This is a genomic window from Brucella sp. (assembly GCF_032066345.1).
GTDB classification, from domain to species: Bacteria; Pseudomonadota; Alphaproteobacteria; order Rhizobiales; family Rhizobiaceae; genus Brucella; species Brucella pseudogrignonensis.
Map to the genome: position 1 here is coordinate 143241 of NZ_DAMBKZ010000003.1, position 11625 is coordinate 154865.

An 11625-nucleotide genomic window follows, 5' to 3' on the forward strand; every position below is an offset into this window, starting at 1 on the left:
TTATTCGGTTCTGCCTTCAGTTGTTCCAAGGCCGCGTCCTGCCGTCCAAACGGGGTCGGGTTTGGTCCAAAGCACTTCATTGCGGATCAGTTTCACAATTTCTCGTGCATGAAGATCGAGGAATTTTTCGCCCTTTTCGGCAGTGGCGCTGCGTGGATCACCCCACGTTCCGGTGACGGGTGCGCGCTCCGCAAATGAGTAGAAACGCGAAACATCTGCTGGCACATCAATAGGGTGTTGCTGATTGCCAAAGGCCTGACCAAACATTTCGGACTTTACAGCATCACCGGCAATCGCGAGCATAACAGAAGCTTCGCCCTCGCAAGCATGGTGTGGTCCGCTATCGACCTCGAAGATTTTGGCTGCGTCTTCGTTTGCCAGCATCCAAGGTGTGGTGACGACAATCGGCATTCCAAATTCGACCGCAAGTTCACGGGCAGCGACAGCAAGTGGATCGATATTGCCGCCATGACCATTAACGATAAAAAGACGTGAGAAACCGATTGCCTTCAACGATCTCACAATGCAGCGGATGACACGGTTGAGAGTTTCGTAATCAAGAGTGATCGTTCCGCCAAAAGGCAGGTGGTGTTCGCTCATGCCAAGCCATTGCCCGGGAAGGACAGCGATTGGAATTTCGTCGGCGACCTGACGTGCTGCCCGGATGGACGCTGCCGAAGCACTAGCCGTATCTGTAATGACCGGCAGATGCGGCCCATGCTGTTCTAGCGAGCCAATCGGTAAGATGGCAAGCGCACCGGGTTTTCCCGCTATTTCACGAAGGGCAGGGGCGGTCATGCGCGCCCATTCAACTTCCTTTGTCATATTCAACTCTCTCCCAATTATTTTAGATTGCATGATGTCGACCAGCCGAAAGCTATCGTTTTAGGTTTGTCGGCCTCTGGCGTCGGTCTTTAAGATGTGCGGTCGTCCATCAAGTTTGCGCAATGTGACCCGATCAAACTGTGCAACAACCGCGCAGGAATGATTTGGGAAAATGCGAACACGGCTACCGATCGCCGGTGGCGTATCGGAGAAACGAACGAAACCATGCTCTTCCGAAAGGCGCTCTACTTCCCATGCATGGGTGGCGTCTCTCACATTGACCGCAATCCCGAAGCCACTGCCACCAGAGCCATGTGCGCCAAGATCGGATGACAGGGTTTTTGAACCTGCATCGACAATGAAATGATGGTCGTTATGGGCGACGACCGTTGCAATTACAGAAAGCGACAAGTCATCCGAAGATGCGATGCCCAAACGAAGTGCAGTGCGATCCAGAAAAGCGTAGTTTCCGGGCCGTATTTCAGTAATCCCTTCTGGGATAGCTGCGCCCAGACAGGTTGGTGTTGCGCCCACCGATATGTGAGACACTTCGATACCTGATTTTTTCAATTTTTCTGCAAGTTCGAGCAGATCTTGCGCTTCTTTATTGGCGATGCTTGTCAGCTGCTCGACGGACTTGCTGCCATAAGAGTGCCCAGCGTGTGACAGTAGCCCTGTGAATGTAAGATGAGGGTGGCGTGCAATCTTCTCTGCCAATTGGATCGTTGCGGGATCTTGTGGCTTAACGCCGACACGACCTAGCCCAACATCGATTTTTAGAAAGACACCAAGTTTTACGCCGTGCGTTTGAGCCGATGCTCCGATCGCTTCAATACCGATCTCATGAGCCGCAATGAACTGGAGTTCGGTCTGGTGGGCTTTTGCACCCTTAACAAGCCGCTCAATGGATTCAGACCTGACGATTGGGTATGCAATTGTAACCGACGGCACGCCAGCTTCCACAAAAACAAGCGCTTCTTCCGGTTTAGAAGCTGTGACGCCAATTGCTCCGAGTTCGAGCTGTCGTCCCGCGATTGCAAGATTTTTGTGGGTCTTGATATGAGGGCGTAAAGCGACGCCAGCTTGGTTGGCCCGCTGTTGCATCGCCTTGAGATTACGCATCAAACGCTCTTCGTCGATCTCTACATAAGGCGTAGGAAGGTCGGCCGGTATTGGGCGATTGAAATCTTCGATTGCCGCATGGTCAGACAATGTTGTCTCCAACAGTGGTGCCGGCCGCATGCATAGTTTCAGCCAGCTAATTCAGCTGTACCCGAAGGTAGTCGGTGCAAGTTCGCACAGCTCTGAAAGGCAATCAATTTATTTTCTTATAAGAAACATAATTTTCGCAAACTATTCTGCGAAATGATGCATTGATACGAGAGTTTCTGCTCAGTTGGCCTTGAATTTAATCGTCTGCTGGTTGACGAGCGTGGAAACCAGTTCAGTTTCCGGTGTTGAGCAGACACATAGGATTTGTGCAGGTTCTTCACTCACGCTCAAATAAGCATGACCCGTCATTGCATCAAAATACGCAGAGTCACCTTTCTTGAGGCGCAAAGGTGCATAGATCTCCGAGTGCAGTTCCAGTTCACCTTCGACGACGTAGAAAAACTCTTCACCTTTGTGATGGATAAGCGGGCCGAACTCTTCGAGGGTGCGGGCATGTGCGACCGCCAGAATAGGCACCATCGCCTTCTTGTATATTTCGGTGCAGAGATACAGGTAATCGTAGTTCTGCGTAATGATCGATTTTCCCTCGCCCGATTTCGTGTATGTGCGACGGCCCATAACATTTGATGTCGCATCGGGGCTGGCGACTGTGCCAAAAAGCTCGGCAATGTCGATGTTCATTCCCTGCGCAAGTTCAATAAGCCGATCATAGGTGAGCTGCATTTGATTATTCTCGACCTTGGAGAGAGTCGATACGGCCAGCCCTGTCATCGCGCTTACTTCGGCGAGCGTCCATTGGTTACGATTGCGAATGTCTCGCAGAATGTCGCCGAGGCTGGATTTCGCATCATTCATTCTTGACGTCTCCAATTCGCCTTCGACCAGATCGTGGAGGTGTGCGACAAGCGAGACTAACCCAGCTTACGCGGTGATAGAACTATTCAATGAACACGAGCGCGTAATCAATATGTCATTGAAACGCAATCCATTCTACGAGCGATCGTCTTGCGGGTTTTAGTGACTGGCTACTGAGCCAGTGGATCGGCGACGCGTGGCCAATATGGCTTTGTAAGCTTGGTAAATGGCAAGTCTTCGAAACGAGGCTGCAATGCGCCCGGCGCTCCAACATAAAGAATATCGCTCGCTATAGGTTCAAAACCAGCCCGGAAATGGTTGCTGGATTTGACCACCACTATCTTCTTTTTGGATGGGTCGAGCCCCAATGCGGACATACATTCTGGATGGAAAGTTTGCGTGCGCACTGTGTTCAGAACGATGTCAATGCTGCCTGCACTAACCCATACGGCATCACCAATGCTAAGCGGTGTTGGCCCGAAATGCTGAGTAACTCCAGACGCAACTCGCCTGACTTTGACTGTGAGGTCGAGTGGATCGCCAGATACTTTTCCTATTTTGCCACCGATCCTTAAATCCAAAATTGCGCCTTCGCCAGCCTCGCGGCACATGCGTACTGCAACAGGGTCCCAATAGAGGCAAGAAGCAACATTTTCGATGCCGCGCTCAAGAATGCGGCGCAAAATAAAAGTTGAATCGCCGGGTGCGCCGCCACCAGCATTATCCGAAACATCGGCGAGCACCACTGGTCCGTGCTTTATAGCAATGGCACGATCCAACGCATCGTCGATTGTCAGATACTCGCCGCGCATTGGTTCGCGTGCGTTATATATTTCCCGACCAAAATTTTCAGCAATGCGTGCAGCTTTGTCTGGATCATTATCGGTGACTACGAGCATTTTAGCCCCAACATCTGCAACATCACCCCATGGAAAGCCGTGTCCGAAGGAAACAGCAAGCACGCCATCCTGCCCTTCCATGTCTTTCATGCGATCGACGATGCCACGCAATGGAGCCTTATGTGGGTGAAAAATGCTGACGAGGCGGCAATCATATGTGGCCATGGTTGGTCGGATTTGGCCTTCAAGTGTGTTTGCCAATAGGGAAAAAAGCTGGGCTGCAACTGTTTCGATATCGGTGTGTGGGTATTCCTTATAAGTCATGATTATGGATGCATTTGTGGTCATGACATCTGTGATGTGACAGTGAAGGTCCAGCTCTACAGCGATGGGGATATTAGCGCCGACAAGTGCGCGAATATGTGAAATCAGATCACCTTCTACGTCGTCATAACCGTCTGCAACACATGCGCCATGAAGAGCCAGCATAACGGCATCAATGGGCATGGCTGCCTTCAGATCATCGAGAATTGTTTTACGGAAATGTTCATAGACCGAACGCGTGGTCCGCCCGCCCGGTTCTGCGACAGCGCACAGGCTTTCAACAACGCGCCAGCTTCTTTTTTGTGCGGCATCGCGCCAGACAAAAAGCTGCGATGAGCAACAGTTCAATGGTTTCTGGGTTGCATCGCCGTAAGCAATGAGATTCTCAGAGAATGCCTCAAGGCCGGTTTGCATCGGTGAAAATGTGTTGGTCTCTGTGTCAAGTCCGGCGATGAAAAGCTTCATTCTGATCTCTCAAATACAAGAATGGCATTTTCGAATAATAAAAATATGTTTATTGTCGTAAAGTCAAATTGATTAACGTGGTCGGGTAGTCGTAGGCTCGCGACCATCAAAAGTTTTCTGCCAGATTTTTCCAGATTTTAATGATGGAACTGAACAATGACTGACGCAATCGTTCTTGGAGCCGGTATGGTCGGTGTTTCTACCGCTCTTGCTTTGCAGGAGAGGGGGCACAATGTGGTCCTTGTCGATCGCACGGCGCCGGGACGAGAGACGAGTTATGGCAATGCCGGTATCATTCAAACCGAGGCGGTTGAGCCTCATGCTTTTCCGCGTTCTTTACGCGAAATTCTCTCCGTTGCGTTAAAACGTGGCAACGACGTTGATTGGCAAGTGCGTGATATGCCGCGCTTGGCTGAACCGCTTTGGCGTTATTTTGCGCATTCGGCACCGCAATCTTATGCCCAAACGGTGGCGACCTATTCGAAACTCGTCCTGCGGGCGAGTGAAGACCATGCAAAGTTTATCGTGCCTGCAGGTGCAGATGAGCTGATTGTTCGGAAGGGCTGGCGAATTGCCTATCGTACGACCGCTAAATTCGAAGAAGCAGCGGTGAGGGCGGAGCGTCTGAAGCAGCTATATGGCGTGCCAAACACAGTGCTGGGGACAAGCGATATTGCCGCGGCCGAGCCAACGCTGCGTCGTCCGCTAGCAGGTGCAGTTCACTGGACGTCTCCCTGGACATGCCGTGATCCGGGAGAGTTGGTTAGCCGTTATGCATCGCTCTTCATCTCACGCGGCGGAACGTTTGCAATCGGCGATGCAACGAGCTTAAAGCAGGATGCCAAAGGCTGGCGAGTTTTGTCGAATGAGGGGCCGTTTTCCGCGCAGAGCGTCGTTATCGCTCTCGGTCCGTGGTCGCCAGCACTTCTTGAGGCTTTTGGCTATCGCATTCCGATGGTCTTCAAGCGCGGTTATCACCGACATTTCGCCGTTGAGCAGGAGCCGCAAATAGCAACGCTGGACGTTGAAAACGGTGCATTCATCGCACCGATGAACAAGGGGCTACGTATTTTAACCGGTGCCCATATGACCCCGCTGGGTACCGCTGCTTCAACGCGGCAGGTACTTCGTGCTGAAGCTGCGGCGCGCGAGCTGTTCATGCTGCAAAAGCCAGTCGAAGAAAACCCATGGTCAGGCACGCGGCCTTGTATGCCCGATATGTTGCCGGTCGTAGGGCCTAGCAGACATAAAGGTCTATGGTTTAACTTTGGTCATGGTCATCAGGGCTTTACACTTGGACCAACAACTGCAACTCTTCTGGCTGAGCAGTTCGATGCGCAGGGCGTGAATCCGCTTATGAAGCCGATATTACCTTCAGCCAGGCATTGGTTCTAACGTGTCCAATTCTGCCACTAGGATCGATGCACACTATGGTGCGAGTGCTCACACCCGCATCTGGAGCAACGCTTATTTGGCCATGGATGGTAAATATATAGGCCAAATATACTCTCGCTTCTAAAGAGTGAAAACGAGCATTGGGGACACACAAAAACGAACATGAACATCAGCGCACCAACGACTAATGCGACTGATCCTATCGCGGCGCTGCTTACTCCTATGGCAATGCCAATACCCACTGTCCAATCAGGAGAGGTTAAAACCAAAACGGACGCTATAATAAGAAATAGCCAAGCTTTTTTGTATAGAGACATCCTCACCGTATTTCTTTTATCATCATTCGACAAAAACCTTTATCCTTCGTGTGGCCATCACGAGGGTGAGTTTCTACTGAAGTGATCAGCTTGGCGGCTTCACTTTCACCCATCAGCTTAACGGCGTTGCGCTTGGCAGTTTTATACACTTCTTTATCGTTCAAAACTTTCTCACATTGATAGGCCACTGTGAGTTCAAAAGCTGCTTTCTTAATATATGCCTCATTCTGAGAAGCGCTGACTTGGCTGAGTGGCGTTAAAGCCGCAATGGCACTGATTGCAATTATCGGATGAAATTGGTGCATACCTGCGTTCCTTTTGTGCCAAGGAAATCTTTTCGACTGACTGCTTAAATGAATGTATTTACTGGTAAAAAATCCGGTCATGCATAGTTGCTTGGGATGACAAATCAGGTGCTTTCGTGCTCACTTGATGAAATGGGTGGTCAATCTTTAGGCGATACATCAATGGTTCCGGCATTGATGATGCTTTTGACAATCTTTTGTGCTGATAGGACACTTTCAAGGTAAGTTATTGATAGAAAGCCATTTTTGATAGGTTCAGCTATGCGGACCTCAGAAAGAGTTTGGTCGCCGACCTTAATGGAAACTGTTCGGCCAATGTTTCTTTGGGTCATGTCACTAAAACGCCGAATATCTGGCTGCATAATCTTCATCGCTATTATGAGCTCACCATTCGAATTATCGAAAGCGACATTAGCGTTTTGGACCGCAAACGGTTCAGCGCTGACGCCTTGGCATGAAAGTAGAACTATCATTCCGGCAAGAAATTTTATCACAACACTACTCGTTTAATCGCTGCTCTAATCTGGACAATACCGAATATGGATCCGATTGCCAGTCGTGTAGTCGTTGCAGGTATTCGGTAACTGTGAAAGGCGTGAAGAAACTCGCGAGGACTCGAAAGAGGGTAACAAGCATCTTGACCAGATGCTGGCCAGTTTAGCGTGGGACAAAATATAGCCCCGCTTGTTTTAAACGCAGCGGGGCTGTTTTCTTACTTCGGCATATTTGCTGCGGCCTGTTTCAATGCATTAGCCATCATTTCGCAAAGCTTGGCTTCTTCAATGCCTTGTGCCTTTGCTGATGTTGCCAGATCTTGTTCCATGCCCATAGCCGAAACCTTACCCTGCTTTCCAGCTGCTTCCGCTGCGTCGCCTTTCGAAGCATCCGCAGGTGTAGGAACAAGTGTCATCAGCTTAGTCTGAATTTCAGAAGCACTACCATCAATGAAACCTTTTTCCTGACAGTATGCGAGCACGCCAAGTTGATTACGTGCCGCATTATAAGCCATTTCCATTTGTTCCGGTGTCGGCTGCTGAGCAAATGCAGAAGTCAATGTGGTTCCAACAATTGCCGCTGTGAGGATTAAACGGTTCATATTCGTCTCCCTAGTTTAAAGTACTTCCGATTATTTCTTATTGTCATTAAGCAAGGAGGTGCAAGAGCGCGTTTATATTTGTAGAACAAATTTCATAAATTCTTGAAATTCAACGTTTGTTTGTCCATTATGTGACATGTTTTATTTAGGGAAATCAAATGATTGTACCTAAAATCGGCAAAATATTTTCTGAAGACGAATACTTCAGTTAATTTTAACCCTTAGTGCCATCACGTATGAATCTGCGCAAATCTTTGACGCTCAGATCAATTCAGAAACACAGTAGGCGCTTTCCTAAGCACGGTTTTCATTTTATGACGGTCGGCTTCCATCCACGAGCAAAGCCCATCGACATTGCAAGGCTGGCGTACTCGATCTCTTTGACGAGGAAGTCTCGGTCTTTCAACAGGGCTTCTATTGCCGCTCGCACATCGCCTTTGTGATAAGCCAGCACCAATTCAATCTCGTCGTCGTATCCATTTTCTTGCGCAACCGCATTCATTGTCCTGCTCCGTTAAAGCAGACACACTCGCCGCCAGACGTGTCCATATATTACGATGTTCTTATTTTGTTCACTGCGCTAAAAGAGTCAATACGACCCCACAAAAATAAACGAAATAGGTTGGGATGGGTGGTGTGTAAGGGGAAAAAGTTGCCACCCCCAAAATAAGTGTGGCAGAACACCGTAAGAACGGATTGCCACACCTTGAAAAATATCAAAGCGATTTCAATCAGTTATAATGATTTTTGAAAACTGTTGGAGGCCTCACCCGGAATCGAACCGGGGTGCAAGGATTTGCAGTCCTCTGCGTAACCACTCCGCCATGAGGCCTTCCGAAAGAGTACTGTCAAATCAGTCAGCGCTCTCTTGAGCAGTTCCAATATTGATCCAGACACACTTCGTCAAGCCGTTACCAACGATTGAGTCATTTTTCTCCAACACTTTCCAAAAGATGCTTCAATACAGGATTATTCATCCGGGTCGCGATCTGATGGTGTTTGCGGTCTGGCGAGATTGCCTTTTGAAAATGTGTAGCCGGTTTCAACCGCGTTGCGTCCGAACTTGTCACGCAGACGGTCGATGGCGCTTTCAGCCACTGCGCGCTTTGTAGCTTGAGTATCAACAAGGTCTGGCGGATCTGCACGTTCATCTGATGAAAGTTCGCTTACCCCGATGCCGAGTAGACGGAATCTGGTTCCGTCCAGTTCCTTATCTAGAAGCTGCAGGCCGGTGCGGAAAATGCGGTCGGCAAGTTGCGTTGGATCGGCGAGCTGCCGATTGCGCGTTCGTAGTTTGAAATCTTGTGTCTTGAGCTTAAGTATAACGGTGCGTCCCGCTATATCCCCAGCCTTTAGCCGTTGTGAGACCTTCTCAGATAAAGCGCGCAGCACGGGTATGAGATCAGTAGCCTGAGAAAGATCTTTATTGAAGGTGGTTTCAGCTGAAACACTCTTCATATCGTGCTCAGGTTCGACTTTACGGCTGTCCTGCCCGCGTGAAAGTCGAAACAGCCGCTGCCCCATCGTGCCGTAAGCCTTCATGAGTGTGCCTTCATCCATCGTCTGAAGCTGCCCAATGGTGCGAATGCCATCACTTTCTAGCTTTGCATTAAATGATTTTCCGACACCCCAGATCATGCTGACAGGCTTGTCGCGAAGAAAATCCAGCGCTTCCATTTCACCAATAACGGAGAATCCGCGTGGTTTTTCGAGATCGGACGCAACCTTTGCGAGATATTTGCAATAAGATAGCCCGACAGAGATCGTGATTCCGATTTCAGTTTCGACACGCTTGGCAAACCGCGCCAGCACCATGGCTGCGGGCGCTCGGTGAAGACGTTCAGTGCCGCCCAAATCGAGAAAAGCCTCGTCGATAGAAATAGGCTCGACCAGTGGTGTCAGTTCGCGCATCAGTTGCCGAACCTCCCTGCCTACCTGAGAATATTTTTCCATGTTGGGTTTGATGACAACGGCTTGTGGGCAGGCTTCCAACGCCTTGAACATTGGCATGGCAGAGCGCACACCATGAATGCGTGCAATATAGCAAGCGGTCGAGACGACACCGCGTGTTCCACCACCGATGATGACCGGCTTATCGCGTATATCGGGATTGTCTCTTTTCTCGACTGAAGCATAAAACGCATCGCAATCCACATGAGCGAGCGACAGCTTGTAAAGCTCAGGATGACGTACAAGGCGAGGGCTTCCGCAGGTCCGACAGCGCCGAGCTGATTCCAGCTTTTGCAGCGACAAACAATCGCGGCAAAAGCCTTGCTCCGAGCGGTTTATAGCGAGTTGGTCAGCCATGGCAGTGTGCGTTTTTATGAACATAAAAGGAACATCGCCTTATAGCACTAAAGCGAGCCAATGCCATCGATACTCTGTCACCCTGTCAGCTGTGCCCTTGACATTGGCAAGGATATCACCAAGTTTAGTGTTATGAACAACCGCTTTGCTTCCATACTCCATCGGGTTCAACCGATCACGGGATAGCAACCCTCGAGGCCTGCCTTGCGCAGAGGGCTCCGGGGGACGGGTTGCCGCTTGGCTTCAAGCGGAATTGCTAAAAGCGCTTTCATCCAAAATTCAAGCAAATGCTCCAGCCGGGATTCGGTGCGGAGAACAATTATCCTTAGACAGCAGTGAGCTATCGTCATGAGCGAAAAGAATCGCAAGAAGCCAAAGATCGTCGTCAGCGATATTGACCATGAGCGCCTGACAATTCTGGCCGGCAACGTCTCCGAAAAGTTGGAGGAAGTGGCTGAGGAGTTGATGCAGGAACTCGATCGCGCAAAAGTTGTGCCGCAGAAAAAACTGCCGGCAGACGTCGTTCGCATGGGCTCGACGGTAGAGTTTCGCTCAAACGACGGGCATGAACGCAAAGTAACGTTGGTTTATCCCGGCGAGGCAGACATTGCTCAGGGCAAGATTTCTATTCTAACGCCAATCGGCACTGCTCTTATTGGCCTTACTCCGGGCCAGTCCATGTCGTGGACTGCACGCGACGGCAAAGCTCATGAGCTGAGCGTCATCAGTGTGATAAACGCTGAAGCGGTCAGCGCTGCATAGTTCTGCAGGCTGCAGGTGAGAAAGCCCCGCGAGGCGGGGCTTTTTTCAAAGATGATGATTAAGGCCACCTGGCAACAGTGTCATGGCCTTTTCTATAAGGGCAGGATCGCGTCCCGTTTCTTCGCAAAAACGTATCAATGTTGGTTCATGCCCGAGAAAGAATTGCAGCACTCCTGCGAGAAAGCCCGGTTCCTGTGCTGCAGAGCGAATAGATGACGCTTCAATGCCGGTGAGTGCGAGAAAACGCGGCAATAGATCCTTGTCTTGAGCCAACCACACAAGCGCTTCGACTGCTAGGTTTTCCGCGTCGGTTTGGCTTAACAGCGTCTTCATATGGCCTCTCCAATTAACTCGTTGTTTTTACGTGATTTTATGCAGAAAAATCGCTTCTGCCGTTTTGAGGAAAGCTTTAGACTGTGGCCTTTGTTTAATCGCCCAAAGTCTTAACGACAATGCGGGATTTGGCGAATATTTGCCTTTCGTCAATGAAATGCGCTTAAACTATAAGGGAGCTATATGGGTAGGACAAACAAGACAGCCTTGTTTTACCTCGGGAAAGATTAAGGCCAGGGAATATTCGATGACGAAAAGTGTCATGATCGTCGAGGACAACGAACTCAATATGAAGTTGTTTCGCGATCTTATCGAAGCCAGCGGATATGAAACCATCAGGACACGCAACGGTCTTGAGGCACTTGATCTTGCGCGCGAACATCGTCCCGATCTGATTTTGATGGACATTCAGCTTCCGGAGGTATCCGGTCTGGAAGTGACCAAGTGGCTTAAAGATGATGAGGAATTGCGGCATATTCCTGTGATTGCGGTGACGGCCTTCGCAATGAAAGGCGATGAGGAACGCATTCGGCAGGGAGGCTGTGAGGCCTATATATCCAAGCCGATCTCGGTGCCGCGGTTTATAGAAACCATAAAATCTTACTTGGGTGACGCTTAAACTTTTTCGA

13 protein-coding genes and 1 tRNA gene are annotated in these 11625 nt (G+C 49.8%); 3 read left to right on the forward strand and 11 right to left on the reverse strand.

Features of this window, described 5'->3' with window-relative positions; translation table 11 throughout:
- The 4 genes from RT142_RS05300 to RT142_RS05315 form a co-directional block, all read right to left on the reverse strand.
- Complete coding sequence (locus RT142_RS05300) at nt 1–825, reverse strand: creatininase family protein (protein WP_312469122.1); 825 nt, start codon at nt 823–825, stop codon at nt 1–3.
- Nucleotides 826–885: 60 nt separating this feature from the next.
- Nucleotides 886–2037 (reverse strand): alanine racemase, encoded by a 1152-nt coding sequence (locus tag RT142_RS05305; protein ID WP_313027808.1) that lies wholly within the window; start codon nt 2035–2037, stop codon nt 886–888.
- Between the two features lie 180 nt (nt 2038–2217).
- On the reverse strand, nt 2218–2853 hold the full coding sequence (locus RT142_RS05310) for a helix-turn-helix domain-containing protein (RefSeq protein ID WP_064321585.1): 636 nt from the start codon (nt 2851–2853) through the stop codon (nt 2218–2220).
- A 170-nt stretch (nt 2854–3023) separates the two neighbouring features.
- The gene (locus tag RT142_RS05315; RefSeq protein ID WP_079213017.1) at nt 3024–4481 is read right to left on the reverse strand and encodes a M81 family metallopeptidase; all 1458 of its coding nucleotides are present in this window, start codon (nt 4479–4481) and stop codon (nt 3024–3026) included.
- 156 nt (nt 4482–4637) lie between these two features.
- Between RT142_RS05315 and RT142_RS05320 the strand changes: the two genes are divergently transcribed.
- Nucleotides 4638–5876 carry an NAD(P)/FAD-dependent oxidoreductase gene (locus RT142_RS05320; RefSeq protein ID WP_105519458.1) on the forward strand — a complete coding sequence of 413 codons (1239 nt, stop codon included), beginning with the start codon at nt 4638–4640 and terminating at the stop codon, nt 5874–5876.
- A 319-nt stretch (nt 5877–6195) separates the two neighbouring features.
- Here the strand turns inward: RT142_RS05320 and RT142_RS05325 are convergent, their stop codons facing one another.
- The 6 genes from RT142_RS05325 to RT142_RS05350 form a co-directional block, all read right to left on the reverse strand.
- Entirely contained in the window at nt 6196–6579 is a 384-nt protein-coding gene (locus RT142_RS05325) for a hypothetical protein (protein WP_146112687.1), read from the reverse strand.
- A 59-nt stretch (nt 6580–6638) separates the two neighbouring features.
- Nucleotides 6639–6992: a SecDF P1 head subdomain-containing protein gene (locus RT142_RS05330; RefSeq protein WP_146112688.1), complete on the reverse strand. Its 354-nt coding sequence runs from the start codon at nt 6990–6992 to the stop codon at nt 6639–6641.
- A gap of 218 nt (nt 6993–7210) precedes the next feature.
- Nucleotides 7211–7594: a pore-forming ESAT-6 family protein gene (locus RT142_RS05335; RefSeq protein WP_064321589.1), complete on the reverse strand. Its 384-nt coding sequence runs from the start codon at nt 7592–7594 to the stop codon at nt 7211–7213.
- Nucleotides 7595–7901: 307 nt separating this feature from the next.
- Nucleotides 7902–8096, reverse strand: coding sequence for a CUE domain-containing protein (locus RT142_RS05340; protein ID WP_064321590.1), 195 nt, complete (start codon nt 8094–8096; stop codon nt 7902–7904).
- A gap of 256 nt (nt 8097–8352) precedes the next feature.
- A tRNA-Cys gene (locus tag RT142_RS05345) sits at nt 8353–8426 on the reverse strand.
- Nucleotides 8427–8563: 137 nt separating this feature from the next.
- Nucleotides 8564–9901, reverse strand: a complete 1338-nt coding sequence (locus RT142_RS05350; RefSeq protein ID WP_194779371.1) for a DNA polymerase IV — start codon at nt 9899–9901, stop codon at nt 8564–8566.
- Between the two features lie 348 nt (nt 9902–10249).
- On the opposite strand from RT142_RS05350, the gene rnk reads away from it, so the two are divergent.
- Nucleotides 10250–10663 carry a nucleoside diphosphate kinase regulator gene (gene rnk / locus RT142_RS05355; RefSeq protein WP_007878612.1) on the forward strand — a complete coding sequence of 138 codons (414 nt, stop codon included), beginning with the start codon at nt 10250–10252 and terminating at the stop codon, nt 10661–10663.
- Between the two features lie 45 nt (nt 10664–10708).
- Here rnk and RT142_RS05360 read toward each other — a convergent pair whose 3' ends face one another.
- Nucleotides 10709–10996: a DUF3572 domain-containing protein gene (locus tag RT142_RS05360; RefSeq protein WP_064321591.1), complete on the reverse strand. Its 288-nt coding sequence runs from the start codon at nt 10994–10996 to the stop codon at nt 10709–10711.
- A 247-nt stretch (nt 10997–11243) separates the two neighbouring features.
- On the opposite strand from RT142_RS05360, the gene RT142_RS05365 reads away from it, so the two are divergent.
- Nucleotides 11244–11615, forward strand: coding sequence for a response regulator (locus RT142_RS05365; protein ID WP_007878616.1), 372 nt, complete (start codon nt 11244–11246; stop codon nt 11613–11615).
- The last annotated feature ends 10 nt before the right edge of the window (nt 11616–11625 follow it).

Coding starts and splice junctions, on each gene's coding strand:
- RT142_RS05300 (WP_312469122.1), bottom strand. CDS start 825: ATGACAAAGGAAGTTGAATGGGCGCGCATGACCGCCCCTGCCCTTCGT.
- RT142_RS05310 (WP_064321585.1), bottom strand. CDS start 2,853: ATGAATGATGCGAAATCCAGCCTCGGCGACATTCTGCGAGACATTCGC.
- RT142_RS05315 (WP_079213017.1), bottom strand. CDS start 4,481: ATGAAGCTTTTCATCGCCGGACTTGACACAGAGACCAACACATTTTCA.
- RT142_RS05320 (WP_105519458.1), top strand. CDS start 4,638: ATGACTGACGCAATCGTTCTTGGAGCCGGTATGGTCGGTGTTTCTACC.
- RT142_RS05325 (WP_146112687.1), bottom strand. CDS start 6,579: ATGACCGGATTTTTTACCAGTAAATACATTCATTTAAGCAGTCAGTCG.
- RT142_RS05335 (WP_064321589.1), bottom strand. CDS start 7,594: ATGAACCGTTTAATCCTCACAGCGGCAATTGTTGGAACCACATTGACT.
- RT142_RS05340 (WP_064321590.1), bottom strand. CDS start 8,096: ATGAATGCGGTTGCGCAAGAAAATGGATACGACGACGAGATTGAATTG.
- RT142_RS05350 (WP_194779371.1), bottom strand. CDS start 9,901: ATGGCTGACCAACTCGCTATAAACCGCTCGGAGCAAGGCTTTTGCCGC.
- rnk (WP_007878612.1), top strand. CDS start 10,250: ATGAGCGAAAAGAATCGCAAGAAGCCAAAGATCGTCGTCAGCGATATT.
- RT142_RS05360 (WP_064321591.1), bottom strand. CDS start 10,996: ATGAAGACGCTGTTAAGCCAAACCGACGCGGAAAACCTAGCAGTCGAA.
- RT142_RS05365 (WP_007878616.1), top strand. CDS start 11,244: ATGACGAAAAGTGTCATGATCGTCGAGGACAACGAACTCAATATGAAG.